Raw genomic sequence first — 14,718 nt, 5'->3', positions numbered from 1 at the left:
ACACTCAAAGAAGCAATGCAAATACCATTATTAAAAATAATTAAAAACTGCCGTCATTGTTCAACCTGGTGGTAACAGTATTCACTCATCAACCTTGTGCTGTAGCCGCCCATTCTATTGCTATCCCATTTCATCTCTAAAAACCTCGTCAAAAAGACCTTGGCGCCCCCCTCGCCCCCTCTGCTACATGGCTAAATGCCTGCAAACCTGCGACTAACCTCATGATTTAATGCTTTTTAATAGTTTTTAATAATTCTTTTTCACTGGCCTCTCCACACCCGTGCACCTAGTCTGACCACACGGCATCACTGCCTCACCTTTCATCGACATAACGGAAAGACATCATGCGTAAACATGGTAAAGAGAGTTTGGGCTTTATTGTCATGCTGGCCAGCGCGTTGACGCTAACCGGTTGCCAAAATATGGACACCAAAGACATGTTGCTGGGTGCCACTGCGATTGGTGCTGCTGGTGCCATCGGTTATTACGCCGGACACCACAAGAAAGGTGACCATCACGACAATAACAAGAGTGATGACCGTGACAACCGCATTAATGCCAACTCATTGGTCGGTGAAAGTGAGAACCAGGCCAACCGCACCCTGGAGCATGATGGGTTCCATATGGTGGATGGCTGGCAAAATGATCATGGTAGCCATGCCTCTTATACGGTCTGGTTCAATGAGAGCTCCGGTCAATGCCTGAAATTAAAGAGCATTGAAGGCGATATTGATAGCGCATCTGACACTCGCAACGACAACTGCCGCGCTTAATAAAACAGATAACTTTCTCAGGCTTTAATTATCAGGTGAACCTTTCATGAAAAAGAAGCTGGTACATTGTATTACTGCAGCAGCCCTGTGTGGTGTCTACGCATTTAGTTATTCCACAATGGCCGCGGATACTTCCGATCTGAACTATCAAGACGTAACCTGGGCTAAACAGGAATTACGAGATCGTGGCTTTGTGAAAGGCGCAGCACCGAGTAATAAGATTGAATACTGGTGGAATGCCGACGATCAACAGTGCGTTCGTCTGGAAATTCAACACGACAAGATCAGTGATGTCAGTGACGAAATGTCCGACGAGTGTGGCTCGGTTGTGCGCCGCAGCCACCGCCACTCCCGTTTCAATGACGAGCGCCCCAATAACGACCGCGCTTATGATGATCGAGATGACGATGATCGTGGCGAGCAACTCTCTGTGGGGCAAATGCCGGGCTACTGCCTGAATTATGCCGCCAAAGACATGGGCAAGTACAAAAACGACGTCACCACCCTGCCGGCCGAGCGTACTCACGGACAATTCGTGGTACCGGGTCAGAGCGATGATGTCTTCTTTGAGTGCAATTTCAGCCGAGATGGCCATTTTCTTGGGATGGCTATCAAACGATAGCGTTGTCCCTTACCCCGAGAGCCCGCTGGTCGGGCTCTTTTTTTATTCTTATTCTTTTCACCCGCTTTTTGTCTCTGCGCAAAGAAGGGGCATAAGCCGCCATCAGCCACGAGTGACTCCTTGACAAAAAGTCTGTCCCCAGTCACATTTCTGCGTTCAACCGTTAGCCATCATAATGATTGATTCTAAAGGCGATGACCGCGTAATGGATAAGGACGACACTCCGCATTTAATCCCGTTTGGCAGCTTTGTGCTGGACACCCAGCAGCTCAACCTGAGCCGGGAACAAGATGGCGATACCACCACGATTCGTTTGTCTGCAGCAGAAACGCGTCTTTTGCTGTTTTTCCTGACCCACCCTGGTACGTTGCACAGCAAAGAGACGCTGCTCGCCGAAGGCTGGGCCGGCCGGCCGGTCAGCACCAGCTCACTGCCGGTGGCCATTGCCAACTTGCGCCGCTATCTCGATACCCCGGAGCAGGAAGCGCTGATCCGTACCCTCCCCCGCCAAGGTTATCTGTTTGTGCGCTCTGCAGCCGCGACCACGGCGGCCCAAGAGGTGGTCTCAGAGCCGGATGCCGATGCAAAGACCCCGCTTGTGGAGGAGCGCCAGGAGCCAGTCGCCGAGCCCTTGGCGGTCAACCTCAGCAATGCCGGGCAGATGATTACGGCGCCGATGGAGCAGCCCATTCCACTGCCTCGTTGGCAACAGCGACTATTGACCACAGTGATGCTCGTATTCATTGCCATCTTGCTGTTACTCGCCGTCAATCTATCTTCCAACTGGATCTCGGTGCGCTGTTCAGCGGTCGGGGATGGAACCGTGTGCCAAACCCAGCTCCCCGTTACCAAACTGCCGCAACCCCAGGCAGGAGAGACCTGGCTGGTGATCGGTAACGATGATCAGCAAAAGCTTGAGGGGGTTAGCCATGAATAATCGTCACCTGCAACTGCTACTCGGCTGGGTGAGTAGCTTGGGGGCGCTCGCCATCCTGCTCGTCACCATCAACAGCATTGGCTGCAATTACGAAATGAGGGTCAGCTCCAAGGAGTCTGATTATTATGGCGTCTGCCGTTTTGGCAAACTCACGGTGCTGGAGCGCGACCATCACACCAAGGCACTATGGCGTGTCAGTGCTTACCAAGCGGTGATCGGTGATCAACTGATCTTCTGGGTCACCGACAGAACGCCGATACAACATGCCGTCAAACCCTCCAATCTGGAGGATTACAATCAGGTACAAAGCAGCCTGAATATGCCGCTCAATTATGGTTGGAAGATGATCACGCCAAGCCATATCGCCATTTTCCAGCACTCACCGCACCCGGAAATCACCCAAGGGCATTTCGAAGGCTGGCTCGATTTCTATCACCGTTTCTGGCCGGCTACTCCGGTTCATCCTCAATAACAACAAGGGTCGCCGTGGCGACCCTTGTTGGTTTTAACGACCCGGATTATCCGCCCCGAGCCTGCTTGACGGACTCGCCCAGTTGCCACACCGCCATCGCATAATGGGTGCTGTGGTTATAGCGGGTAATGGCATAGAAATTCGGCAGCCCGTACCAGTACTGATAGCTATTGCCCATATCGAGGCGCAGCAGACTGGCTTCACGATAGCGGCCAAGCGACGCCGTGGGTTGCAAACCGGCAGCCGAGAGCGTGGCGAGGCTGTAGCGGGTTGCAAAGCCGTTCTCAAGACCCGGTGCCTGCCCTTGCGCCGGCACGGCCACCGCATCACCATGCTGCCAGCCATGAGCCTGGAAGTAGTGCGCCACGCTGCCAATGGCATCCACCGGATCCCACAAATTGGTGTGGCCATCTGCGTTAAAATCAACGGCATAGGATTTAAACGACGAGGGCATAAATTGCCCATAGCCCATGGCGCCGGCAAATGAGCCCTTAAGATCAAGCGGATCATAGCCTTCACTGCGTGACATCAGCAGGAAGACCTCCAGCTCGGATTCAAAGAATTTGGCGCGGCGCGGATAGTCAAAGGCCAGCGTCGAGAGCGCATCAATGATGCGAGTCTTACCCATCACCCGGCCCCAGCGGGTCTCTACCCCGATGATCCCGACAATCACCTCGGGCGCCACCCCGTAGCGTTCATAGGCTCGCTCAAGGGCATCTTGATATTGGTCCCAGAAGGCGACCCCGTTTTGCACGTTATCCTGGGTAATGAACTGGCTGCGATAACGAATCCAGGCACCATTCGGACCGGCCGCCGGACGACCAACCGGCGCCTGCTTGTCCATCAACCGGATAACCCAATCCAACCGGCGAGCCTGCGCCAGCACATCATGCAGCTGCTGCTTGTCAAAGCCATGCTCTCGCACCATACGATCAACAAAACGGGCCGTATTGTCGTTAAACGCAAAATCGCCCTGCAAAGGCTGCCCGGTATGCTGGGGATCAAGCAAAAACCCCCCTTTCACCGGTGACGCGGTGGCTGATGAGGGAGCGGGTGCCGCCGCATCATGACTACAGGCAGAGAGAAGTAAAACCAGAGGAGAGAGCAGAGCCGAATAACGCATGGCAAATCCAGAGAAGAGCGAATGGAAAGCAGTCATGTTAATCCATCACGGGGATGGAACAAACGCTTGTGAGTCCTGGCCTGCCATATTCTGACCGGCGCGGACCCACAGCAGGACAGGTTCACCCTTCAGGCGTCTGGAAATGCCCGACCGGCCAGATAGTGTTTGCGGCACAGCGACACGTAACGATCATTGCCACCGATTTCGACCTGGGCACCGTCACGCATCACCTCTCCGGCCTCGTTGACGCGGGCGTTCATGTGCGCCTTGTTGCCACACCAGCAGATACTCTTGAGCTCTTCCACTTTGTCGGCCAGACAGAGCAGATGATAGGAGCCTGGGAACATCTCGGCGCGAAAGTCTATCTTCAGACCATAAGCAATCACGGGAATATTGAGCTCATCGACGATGCGCGCCAACTGATAAACCTGCTCCCGGGTCAGAAACTGGGCTTCATCGACGATAAACACATCGATAGGTTTTACTTGATGGCGAGCAGCCAGCAACTCAAACAGATCGGTACTATCGGCAAACACCTCGACTTTAAGCTCAAGACCCACCCGCGCGGCAATCACGCCCACGCCAAAGCGATCATCAATGGCCGGGGTCATGGCCAGCGGATTCATACCGCGCTCGCAGTAGTTGAAATGAGCCTGAATAAGCTGAGTCGATTTACCGGAGTTCATCGCGGCAAATTTGTAATGAAGAGAGGCCATGAGGTGCACGTCCCAAGAAGGCTGAAAACGGCGGCGATACTACCACAAAAAAGCGGGGGCCCTTAAGGACCCCCGTCATATTTAGGCATTGGCCAATACAGGCTGATTGCGCCGCACGTGATAGATACAGAACAGTGCGAACCAGGTACCACTGACCAGCACCCCCATCAGAGTCGAATGGGTAAACCCAAGCGCCAGATAGCCAAGGGCGGCACCAAAAGCCACCGACAGGGCGTAGGGTAGCTGGGTCATCACGTGGTCGATGTGGTGACAGCCGGCGCCGGTCGCCGACAGGATACTGGTGCTGGAGATGGGAGAGCTGTGATCGCCAAACACCGCACCGGCCAGAACGGCAGCCAGCATCGGCAGCATCAGGCCGATATCGCTGGCAGCGGCCATGTCACCGGCCAGCGGTAGCATGATGCCAAAGGTCCCCCAGCTGGTGCCGGTCGCAAACGCCATGGCGCAAGAGAGAATAAAGACCACGGCAGGCAGCACCTCAATCGGCAGGTTGCCATTGGCAAGGCTCGCCAGGTATTTACCGGTCTCCACATCACGCACCACGGCACCGATGGTCCAGGCAAACAGCAAAATGTTGATAGCCGGCAGCATGGCCACCACCCCTTGCGGCGCGGCACGCAGCCAGTTGCCCACGCCGAGGTTCAGACGCAGAGCCAGCGCAATCGACACGACCAGGCTGCACAGGGCGCCATACACCAGCGAGGAGCCCACATTGGTATTTTCAAACGAACCGAGCACGCTGAACGGTTCACCCTGCGCGGCCAATACCTCGGCACCGGAGTGAATCATGAAATAAACAGTGCTCAATGTCAGGGTCAGGATGGGCAGCACCATGTCGATCATGCTGCCGTTGCTCTCTTCGGGTGACTCCATATCCAGACCAAGCGGACGGCCCTTGGACTCATCCCACAGCTTGCCCTGCAATGCCCACTCTTCGTGTTGGCGCATCGAACCGATATCGAGCTGAAAGCCGATCACCACCAGCACCATCAGCAGCGTGAAGACCGCATAGAGGTTCATCGGGATCATCTCAACAAACGCAGCGATCGGGCTTAAGTTGGTGACCCCGTGTGCGGCCATGATGCCACCTACCAGCGCGATGATGTAGGCGCCCCATGAGGAGACCGGCATCAGCACACACACCGGCGCTGCCGTGGAATCCAGCAGATAAGCCAGCTTGGCACGGGAGATCTGGAAGCGATCCGTCACCGGACGGCAGATGGCCCCCACCGATAGGCTGTGAAAGAAGTCATCGATAAAAAACGCAAACACCATCATCCCGGTCAGGATCTTGGCGCCACGGCGTGAGCGGGCGCGGCGCTCGGCCCACTCGGCAAACGCGCGGGTGGCTCCGGACACGGTCATCAAACTGATGAGCCCACCGAGCAGGAACATGAATAGAATCATGTTGATGTTATCGCGGTTCAAATCACCGTCGACCCAGAAGATCTTGAGCACGGTCGCTAGCAGATAGTGCAAGGCATTGAGCGGCGAAAGGTGATTGAGCAGCAGCGCACCGGCAAGGATACCGGTACCCAACGCAATCAGCACCTTACGGGTATAGATCGCAAGAGCAACGGCTAACAGGGGGGGAACAACGGACCAGGGGGAGTCCGCGAAATGAGCTATGTCCATGATCTCTTTACACCTAAAAAGACAGGTGGAGATCTACCGAGAGGATAAAGAAACAAGCACCGCCCCGAACAGGCGGACAGACTTCTCACCCTTCAGGTAGCGCTCCATAGTGGATGACTATGGCAGTCCTGCACCTGTTAGATGCAGAACCAGCAGCCCGGTATGATGGCCTGGCCACTTCGGCGCTGACTCCTTTCCCCGAGCATCGCAGGCATCACCCTCCGCTCGGCTACTCTTAGGCAGCGCGCCTCTACTTAAAGGTATTCGCCGCGGATTCTACTTGATTGAATATTTATTGCAACTTCAATGCAGGTTTTGCCACATGAGTCACCAACAACACACACCAATGCAGTATAAACCACCAAAACAGCATAAATAGTCACTTCCTCAGATCAATAATGATTATCAAATTCAATGCAGCAACTCGACATTTAGCGGAGCAGGTCGCATTATTTGCACAATATTTCCAGTTGCCTTGACATATTTAAAAACCACCATTTATATTTCCTTTCAAATAACTTTTTCTTTTCACTCACTGCCTGCGTGGTATCGATATGAACGAGTTTTTGAAAATTCTGCTGAATATTCGTAGCCTGCGTGCAACTTGCCGTGAATTGACACTCGAGCAATTGCAGGAAGGTCTGGAAAAACTGACATCCATCGTCACAGAGCGACAACAAGCAGAATCAGCCGAGCGAGCCGCAGTAGAAGAGCGACAACGTAAAATTGCTGAATACAGTGAAATGCTAAAAGCAGCAGGGATTGATCCAAACGAACTGGTCGGCTCAACGGGTGGCGAAAGCAAAGGCAGTAAACGCGCACCACGTCCGCCAAAATATCGCTATGAAGAAAACGGGGTTATGAAAACCTGGACTGGCCAAGGTCGCATGCCTTCGGTCATTGCCAAAGCCGTCAATGAAGAAGGAAAGAGTTTAGAAGATTTCTCGATCTGAGTTTTATTCTTTTCCGAATAATTAGGCCGCCTCCTCTGAGGCGGCCTGTTTTTATCGCTCCGCAGGTTTTTTCCAGCGCAGCTCTGGTTTGTTTTCCCGCTGCAGCAGCACTCTGGCCAGCACAAAAAACCAGTCACTCAACCGGTTCATGTAAGGCAACACGGCAGGATTGAGCGGCTCCTGATGGGAGAGCGCCACCAGCTGCCGCTCACAGCTACGCACCAATGTGCGCACGACATGCGCCTGAGCCGCCGCGAGTGAGCCACCCGGCAAAATAAAATGACGCAGCGCCGGCAAGGTTTCGCTAAAGGCATCCATCTCGGCTTCAAGACGCAGCGTCCATTGCTCTGAAACTTGCCACAACGTTTCATTTTGAGCATCGGCGGGAAATGCCAATTCACTGCCAAGATCAAACATCTCCTGCTGGATCAATTGCAGCTTGCCTGCCAGATCATCACTCCCGTCAGGTAAACAGGTGACGAGTAAGCCAATATGTGAATTAAGCGTATCGACTTGCCCATAACTCTCCACCCGCCAGTGAACTTTGGCCAATGCCGAGCCATCTGCCAGACGGGTCATTCCTGCATCACCCTGCCGGGTATAAATTCTCATCCCTGATCCTTATCCAATATGGGTTTTAACAGTGACTCAAGTCCGTTGAGTTTGACTTCATAGGCCAGCGCCAGTGCCTGACCCAGTTTTCCCGCCGGAAAGCCGCGCTGGTGAAACCAGACCAGATAGGGCTCCGGCAATTCGATGAGTCGCCGTCCCTGATATTTACCAAACGGCATACGCAAATTCAGATATTGCAATATTGCCGGTTCAAACAGCGGATCCATCAGTCGATATCCAGATATTTGTGCATCTGCACTGATAAACGCCAGTGCCGCTCTACACAAACACGCATCGCCAGCTCAGTTGCATGTTTTTTCTGACTGATGGGCTGCAGTGCAATCTGTACATCCGGGCGCAACGAGGCAAAATGGAGTAATTCATCAAGCTCATCGATGTGCCGCGCGGTTGCCACCGGATGCTTGATCTCATTGGCGCGGGCCAATGCCTCGGGCAACACGGGCAAGCCGCCCTTCATGCCAATCTTGGGCGATACCGTCACCCAGGCCTCATCCTGCACCAGGATGGCGTGGGTACCGCTGGTCTCAACCTGTACGGTATAACCATTGGCCAGCAGTAAACGGCTCAATTCGCGCAAGTCATACAGGCACGGCTCACCGCCGGTGATCACCACATGACGGGCCGTATAGCCGAGCCGTGCAAACGCATCGAGGATCTCGCCGGCACTCATGCTGCTCCAGGCATCCGACTCATTGGAGCGATCCATCACCTGACGGCTGGGCACTTGCCGCGCCGGATCGACCACCCAGGTATGACGGGTATCGCACCAGGGGCACCCCACCGGACAGCCCTGCAAACGCACAAAGATAGCGGGCAAGCCGGTGTAACACCCCTCACCTTGAATGGTCTGGAAAATTTCGTTGATCGGGTAGTGAATCATTACTCTGCTTCGGGATTGGAAGGTGACACGTCGCATCCCTGCGCTTGTTTGGCTGCCAGTCTGGCATTGATCTGCTCGCGCTGGGCAAGATAGTGCTCCAGACCGCGCGCGCGCAGCAGGCAGGAGGGACACTCGCCACAGCCATCGCCCTGAATGCCGTTATAGCAGGTCAGGGTATGGCGGCGCACCGTATCAAGATGCCCATAGCGATCGGCCAGCGCCCAGGTCTCAGCCTTATCAAGCCACATCAACGGCGTTTCAAAACGTACCGGGCGATCCATACCAAGCACCACGGCACGATTAAGGGCCTTGACGAACTCGTCACGGCAATCGGGATAACCGGAGAAATCCGTCTCGCACACACCGGTGATCACCGCTTCGGCGCCGACCTGATAGGCGTAGATCGCAGCCAGCGTCAAAAACAGAATATTGCGCCCCGGCACGAAGGTATTAGGCAGGCCGTTGGCCTGCAGCTCGCGGCTAACCGGGATATCATCGCGGGTCAGCGACGAGAGCGCCAACTCACCGAGCAGCGACACATCCAGCACCTTGTGAGCCTTAACCCCGAGTTGCTGGCAAAGCTGACGAGCCACCTCGACCTCAGCCACATGGCGCTGGCCATAATCGAAGGTGATGGCATGTACTTCATCATAGTGATGCAGGGCCTGCACCAGACAGGTGGTACTGTCCTGACCACCACTGAAGACCACAACGGCAGTTGCCATGGTGTTGCTCCTCTTGAATCGGATTAGGGATGGGCGATATCACCGCGACAAAACGACTGCCACTGCTGATTGAAACGTTCAAACAGCGTCCACAGTGGCTGGTAACGTGCTGGCTCGCTTTCCCACTCACACAGCAGGTGGTAACCTGCCTCGAGCGTTGACAAGGCGCCGGCAAACGGCGCCTTGCGTATATGATAGTGCCCCTGCTGCGCCGTGAGCGCGACCCGCGGTAATGCTGCCAGCAACGGGTTTTCCATCAGCATGCGATAGCATTTTCGCCACGTGCCATCGAGCAGGACAAAGCGGCTTTGCGCATTAGCTGGCAACGATGCCAAAGGCACGGCGTCCTCCCCCGGCCACAAAAGATAGCAATGGGGCGTTCGTACAAATTCAGCCACGTCGGCATCGTCTTGCCAGTTGCTTCCTACTCGCAGCGCGGCGCGCTGCAAACTACCGGTCAGCAGATGCGCGGTGCCCTTGGGATGATGCTGCTCGTTAGGGTGCTGCAACACCAGCAAGGGGGTGCGGTTCTCAAGCTTTACCAGCGCTTCGCACAGACACGCACGCAGCGCCCGACCGCAGGAGGGGCAATAACGCGCTGAACGAAGGGAACGGGTTGGCTGACTCACAGGCTCCTCACGACGGGTAATGATACCGGTCGGGGCATCATGACAGGGCGCGCATCATAACAAGATGTCGCGCCCACGCCAACGCTCGCGGCATCAGTGCGCAGCAGCACCTGCCAGTTCATGATTGATGGCAGCCAGCACCGCAGCGGGTTCGCCCGATTGTGTAATGGGACGCCCCACTACCAGATAATCGGCGCCCGCCGTCACTGCCTCAGCGGGCGTCATGATGCGGCGCTGATCACCCTGAGCGCTGCCGCTTGGGCGGATCCCCGGCGTGACCAGCACAAACTCATCGCCCAGTTCGCGCTTGAGCAGTTCGGCCTCCTGCGCCGAGCAGACAACCCCATCGAGACCCGACTGTTTGGTCAGGCGTGCCAGCCGCAGCACCTGCTCGGCCGGACTTAAGGTCACCCCCAGCTCGGCCAGATCGCTTTGCTCCATGGAGGTCAATACGGTCACGGCAATCAGCAACGGCGCTTTATCGCCATAGGGCGCCAGCGCCGCCTTGGCCGCCTCCATCATGCGCCGGCCACCGCTGGCGTGGACATTGACCATCCAGACGCCAAGCTCGGCACTGGCTGCGACGGCCTTCGCCACCGTATTGGGAATATCGTGGAATTTCAGATCCAGAAACACCTCAAAGCCCTGGCCAACCAGCTGACGAACAAACTGGGGGCCAAACAGGGTAAACATCTCTTTACCCACTTTCAGGCGGCATTCGGTCGGCGAGAGTTGTGCCACCAGGGCCAGGGCCTCTTCCTCACGCGCAAAATCGAGCGCTACAACTACTTTCGGATCGGTCATGGTGTGTGTCTCTCCCGTTTGACGTTATTCGCCGTCCAGACCCCGGACCGGCTTGATGGTGCCCCACTGGCGACAGGAGGGGCATTGCCAGAACAAAGAGTGGCTGGCAAAACCACATTGGCGGCACTGGTGCGACGCTTTGAGCTTGAGCTGCTCGCCAACCAGCTCTTGCAACATCGCCAGACTTTCGCGTCCCTGCCCCTCTTGGGCTGCCCGCAGTTGCAGGCCAACCAGATGATGAAATCCGCGCATGGAAGGGTTGCGTTTAAGCTGACGCAACACCAGATTTGAGGCGGCTTGCGGCCCTTCACTGCGCTCCAGCGAGTCAGCCAAACGCATGGTCACCGAAAACCCGGCCCGTTTTTCCTGCGCATCGGTCAGCAGTGGCGCAATGCGCTCGCTCTCACCGCCTTTCTCCAGACTCTCGCACAGGGGCATCAGCACCTCGCTGGCAAAGTCGATATCCTGTGTCAGCACCCGCTCAAATTCGCGCGCGGCCTGGCGGTGCTCCCCTTCGGCAATCGCCAGCCAACCCAGCCCTATGGAGGCGCGCACGCAGCCAGGGTCCACCGACAGGGCCTTGCGGTAACGGGCATTGGCTTGCTTGCGCTCCCCTTCCCGCTGGGCAATATCAGCCAACTCGCAGTGATAATGGGCAATCGTGGGCGCAAGCTTCTTACCAACAAAGCGTTGCAGTCGCTCGGCCATGGCGATGGCTTTGTCCCAATCACGCAGTTGCTGATAGATAAGTTGCAACTGGCCAAGCGCCGTCTCTTCAAAATCACTGTCTTCAGTCAGCTCAAGCCAGAGCTTTTCGGCGCGATCGAGCAGACCTGCCGCCAGAAAATCGCGCGCCAGCTCTTGCAGCGCGAGCTGGCGCTGCTCAATGGTGAGCTGCTGGGTGATGAGGTTTTGGTGCAACTTGATGGCTCGGTCCACTTCGCCGCGCTGACGAAACAGGTTGCCAAGAGAGAGGTGGGTTTCGATGGTTTCGCTGTCGACCTCGAGCAGCTGGATAAAGAGGTCGACCGCTTTGTCGGATTGATCCGACAACAGATAATTCAAACCCGCCACGTACTGGCGGGAGAACTCGTTACTCTGCTTCTGGGTGTCCTGACGAACACTCCTGCGCCCCATGTACCAGCCATAACCGGCAGCGATGGGCAGCAGCAGGAAGAGAAGTTCTAGCATGTGGCTGCGTTATTCTCCGCTGGTACCACTGCGCAAGGTATCAAGCTCGCGGGATTGACGACGCACGCTGCGATTGAGGGCGCGGTTTTGTAACTTCAGACGCAGCAGCAGCAGGGCAAACACAGCCCAGCCGACCACGAAACCGACCGCGAAGAACAGACCGAGCAGAGCGGCCAGGGAAAACTCGCCTTGGGCGACCAGATAATTGAACTGTACCAGTTGGCCATTTTGCGAGCCCAGCGCCAGGGCAGCAACAAACACCAAGACCAGTACCAGCAGGGCCACAATCCGTTTCATAGGTATTCCCCATTGCATGCGGTTAACCCGCTGATTATCGCCAAAAAAGGGAGCGGACTCTAGAGAGAAAGCCGCTTAGATGCCGGGATAACGTCGTGATGGGACAAAATTACAGCAGGCAGAGACAAAAAAGGCATACCTGGGTATGCCGTTTCTGCAACACTGATTCTCATTCGTCGATATTGACCCGTTCGCGCAGCTCTTTGCCCGGTTTGAAATGCGGCACATACTTGCCCGTCAGTTCAACCTTGTCACCGGTCTTGGGATTACGACCGACGCGCGGCGCACGGTAATGCAGGGAAAAACTGCCAAAACCACGGATTTCGATGCGGTCCCCCTCCTGCAGAGTGGTCGCCATCTGTTCCAGGATCTCTTTCACAGCAGCTTCGACGTCCTTGGCCGGCATGTGCATGCGGTTGGCCGCCAGCAGTTCGATGAGATCTGATTTAGTCATCATTACCTCTCCTTACAATCACATGCTTAAAACAGATGCCAAGAAGAAAAAGGGCGGCAGAGCGCCGCCCTTTCATGGCTTCAAGGATTATTCACCCTTGGCGGCTTTGAAAGCCTCGGCCATTGCGTTGCTGAACACGGCATCATCTTGTTGCTGGTTCAGGTTGTCGATGGCAACACGCTCTTCAGCTTCGTCCTTAGCACGAACGGACAGGCTGACAGTGCGGTTCTTGCGATCAACGCCCATGAACTTGGCTTCGACTTCGTCACCCACGGCCAGAACCAGGGTAGCGTCTTCGACGCGGTCACGGGAAGCATCGGAAGCACGCAGGTAACCTTCAACGCCATCGGCCAGCTCGATCACTGCGCCCTTGGCATCAACTTCGGTAACCTTACCCTTCACGATAGCACCTTTCTTGTTGTCAGACAGGTACTTGTTGAACGGGTCTTCTTCGATTTGCTTCACGCCCAGGGAGATGCGCTCGCGCTCCGGATCAACTTGCAGAACAACGGCTTCGATCTCGTCACCCTTCTTGAACTCGCGAACAGCTTCGTCGCCTTGGTTGTTCCAGGAGATGTCAGACAGGTGAACCAGACCGTCGATACCGCCGTCCAGACCGATGAAGATACCGAAGTCAGTGATGGACTTGATCTTACCGGAAACGCGATCGCCCTTAGCGTGGGTTTCAGCGAATTGCTGCCACGGGTTGGACTTGCACTGCTTCAGACCCAGGGAGATACGACGACGCTCTTCGTCGATGTCCAGAACCATAACTTCAACCACGTCACCAACGTTAACAACCTTGGACGGGTGGATGTTCTTGTTGGTCCAGTCCATTTCGGAAACGTGTACCAGGCCTTCAACGCCTTCTTCGATTTCAACGAAGCAGCCGTAGTCGGTCAGGTTGGTCACGCGGCCGGTCAGGCGGGTGCTTTCCGGGTAACGCTTGGCGATAGCAACCCACGGATCTTCACCCAGTTGCTTCAGGCCCAGGGATACACGGGTACGCTCGCGGTCGAACTTCAGAACCTTAACGGTGATTTCGTCGCCAACGTTCACGATCTCGGACGGATGCTTAACGCGCTTCCAAGCCATGTCGGTGATGTGCAGCAGACCGTCAACACCACCCAGATCCACGAATGCGCCGTAGTCGGTCAGGTTCTTAACGATACCCTTGACTTCCTGGCCTTCTTGCAGGTTGGCCAGCAGGCTTTCGCGCTCAGAGGTGTTTTCGGTTTCGATCACGGCACGACGGGAAACAACAACGTTGTTGCGCTTCTGGTCGAGCTTGATGACCTTGAATTCCAGCTCTTTGTTTTCCAGGTGGGCGGTGTCACGGATCGGACGCACGTCAACCAGGGAACCCGGCAGGAAGGCACGGATGCCGTTCAGTTCAACGGTGAAACCACCCTTGACCTTGCCGTTGATGACACCGATAACGGTAGCCTGCTCTTCGTAGGCCTTCTCCAGCTGCAGCCAGGCTTCGTGGCGCTTGGCTTTTTCACGGGACAGCTTGGTTTCGCCGAAGCCATCTTCGATAGAGTCAAGAGCTACGTCAACGAGGTCACCCACGTTGATTTCCAGCTCGCCCATGGCGTTCTTGAACTCTTCTGCCGGGATGGCAGATTCGGATTTCAGACCAGCGTCAACCAGAACGAAACCGTTCTCGATGGCTACTACAGTACCCTTAACGATGGAGCCCTGACGGGTTTCAACGGCTTTCAGGGACTCTTCGAAGAGTTGAGCAAAAGATTCAGTCATTGTTAATGTCACAAATATAAACATCCACTTGGCATTCCGGCACAAGCGGGGCTGTTTTTACCAATCTGTTCCAATCCTTGGAGCAGACAACC

Annotated in this window: 18 protein-coding genes and 1 riboswitch; of the genes, 5 read left to right on the top strand and 13 right to left on the bottom strand. The window is 55.6% G+C overall.

Going from position 1 to position 14,718, the window contains the following annotated elements; all coding sequences use genetic code 11:
* Positions 1-344: 344 nt before the first annotated feature.
* From BW958_RS03045 to BW958_RS03030, 4 genes are all read left to right on the top strand, one after another.
* A complete protein-coding gene (locus tag BW958_RS03045; RefSeq protein WP_076574234.1) occupies positions 345-773 on the top strand; it encodes a hypothetical protein in 429 nt (142 codons plus the stop codon).
* Positions 774-819: 46 nt separating this feature from the next.
* A complete protein-coding gene (locus BW958_RS03040; protein WP_076574232.1) occupies positions 820-1,395 on the top strand; it encodes a hypothetical protein in 576 nt (191 codons plus the stop codon).
* Between the two features lie 205 nt (positions 1,396-1,600).
* Complete coding sequence (locus BW958_RS03035) at positions 1,601-2,332, top strand: transcriptional regulator (protein WP_076574230.1); 732 nt, start codon at positions 1,601-1,603, stop codon at positions 2,330-2,332.
* A complete protein-coding gene (locus BW958_RS03030) occupies positions 2,325-2,804 on the top strand; it encodes a hypothetical protein (RefSeq protein WP_076574228.1) in 480 nt (159 codons plus the stop codon). The genes BW958_RS03035 and BW958_RS03030 overlap by 8 nt, the downstream gene beginning before the upstream one ends.
* 46 nt (positions 2,805-2,850) lie before the next feature.
* Here the strand turns inward: BW958_RS03030 and mltB are convergent, their stop codons facing one another.
* From mltB to BW958_RS03015, 3 genes are all read right to left on the bottom strand, one after another.
* Positions 2,851-3,927, bottom strand: coding sequence for a lytic murein transglycosylase B (mltB, locus tag BW958_RS03025; protein WP_076574226.1), 1,077 nt, complete (start codon positions 3,925-3,927; stop codon positions 2,851-2,853).
* A 128-nt stretch (positions 3,928-4,055) separates the two neighbouring features.
* Positions 4,056-4,643 (bottom strand): thymidine kinase, encoded by a 588-nt coding sequence (locus BW958_RS03020; RefSeq protein ID WP_076574224.1) that lies wholly within the window; start codon positions 4,641-4,643, stop codon positions 4,056-4,058.
* 81 nt (positions 4,644-4,724) lie between these two features.
* On the bottom strand, positions 4,725-6,299 hold the full coding sequence (locus BW958_RS03015; RefSeq protein WP_076574222.1) for a Na+/H+ antiporter NhaC family protein: 1,575 nt from the start codon (positions 6,297-6,299) through the stop codon (positions 4,725-4,727).
* 89 nt (positions 6,300-6,388) lie between these two features.
* Positions 6,389-6,560: riboswitch (Lysine riboswitch) on the bottom strand.
* A 293-nt stretch (positions 6,561-6,853) separates the two neighbouring features.
* On the opposite strand from BW958_RS03015, the gene BW958_RS03010 reads away from it, so the two are divergent.
* Entirely contained in the window at positions 6,854-7,252 is a 399-nt protein-coding gene (locus tag BW958_RS03010) for an H-NS family histone-like protein (RefSeq protein WP_076574220.1), read from the top strand.
* A 51-nt stretch (positions 7,253-7,303) separates the two neighbouring features.
* Here the strand turns inward: BW958_RS03010 and BW958_RS03005 are convergent, their stop codons facing one another.
* The 10 genes from BW958_RS03005 to rpsA form a co-directional block, all read right to left on the bottom strand.
* On the bottom strand, positions 7,304-7,864 hold the full coding sequence (locus BW958_RS03005; protein ID WP_076574218.1) for a cob(I)yrinic acid a,c-diamide adenosyltransferase: 561 nt from the start codon (positions 7,862-7,864) through the stop codon (positions 7,304-7,306).
* Positions 7,861-8,091, bottom strand: coding sequence for a DUF3820 family protein (locus BW958_RS03000; RefSeq protein ID WP_143232998.1), 231 nt, complete (start codon positions 8,089-8,091; stop codon positions 7,861-7,863). Before BW958_RS03000 ends, BW958_RS03005 begins: the two co-directional genes overlap by 4 nt.
* A complete protein-coding gene (queE, locus tag BW958_RS02995) occupies positions 8,091-8,765 on the bottom strand; it encodes a 7-carboxy-7-deazaguanine synthase QueE (RefSeq protein WP_083687221.1) in 675 nt (224 codons plus the stop codon). The genes BW958_RS03000 and queE overlap by 1 nt, the downstream gene beginning before the upstream one ends.
* Positions 8,765-9,490, bottom strand: a complete 726-nt coding sequence (gene queC, locus BW958_RS02990; protein ID WP_076574216.1) for a 7-cyano-7-deazaguanine synthase QueC — start codon at positions 9,488-9,490, stop codon at positions 8,765-8,767. The genes queE and queC overlap by 1 nt, the downstream gene beginning before the upstream one ends.
* Before the next feature lie 23 nt (positions 9,491-9,513).
* Positions 9,514-10,119: a tRNA-uridine aminocarboxypropyltransferase gene (locus BW958_RS02985; protein WP_076574214.1), complete on the bottom strand. Its 606-nt coding sequence runs from the start codon at positions 10,117-10,119 to the stop codon at positions 9,514-9,516.
* 93 nt (positions 10,120-10,212) lie between these two features.
* The gene (gene pyrF, locus BW958_RS02980; RefSeq protein WP_076574212.1) at positions 10,213-10,923 is read right to left on the bottom strand and encodes an orotidine-5'-phosphate decarboxylase; all 711 of its coding nucleotides are present in this window, start codon (positions 10,921-10,923) and stop codon (positions 10,213-10,215) included.
* 24 nt (positions 10,924-10,947) lie between these two features.
* On the bottom strand, positions 10,948-12,114 hold the full coding sequence (gene lapB / locus BW958_RS02975; RefSeq protein WP_076574210.1) for a lipopolysaccharide assembly protein LapB: 1,167 nt from the start codon (positions 12,112-12,114) through the stop codon (positions 10,948-10,950).
* 9 nt (positions 12,115-12,123) lie between these two features.
* Positions 12,124-12,411: a LapA family protein gene (locus BW958_RS02970; protein ID WP_076574208.1), complete on the bottom strand. Its 288-nt coding sequence runs from the start codon at positions 12,409-12,411 to the stop codon at positions 12,124-12,126.
* 169 nt (positions 12,412-12,580) lie between these two features.
* Positions 12,581-12,865 carry an integration host factor subunit beta gene (gene ihfB, locus BW958_RS02965; RefSeq protein WP_076574657.1) on the bottom strand — a complete coding sequence of 95 codons (285 nt, stop codon included), beginning with the start codon at positions 12,863-12,865 and terminating at the stop codon, positions 12,581-12,583.
* An 87-nt stretch (positions 12,866-12,952) separates the two neighbouring features.
* Positions 12,953-14,626 (bottom strand): 30S ribosomal protein S1, encoded by a 1,674-nt coding sequence (gene rpsA / locus BW958_RS02960; protein ID WP_076574206.1) that lies wholly within the window; start codon positions 14,624-14,626, stop codon positions 12,953-12,955.
* Between the last annotated feature and the right edge of the window lie 92 nt (positions 14,627-14,718).

Origin of the sequence: Aeromonas sp. RU39B (genome assembly GCF_900156095.1) — a bacterium.
In the GTDB taxonomy this organism is placed as follows: Bacteria; Pseudomonadota; Gammaproteobacteria; order Enterobacterales; family Aeromonadaceae; genus Aeromonas.
Note: the sequence above shows the minus strand (reverse complement) of the source record. Positions and strands in the feature narration are given on the sequence as shown.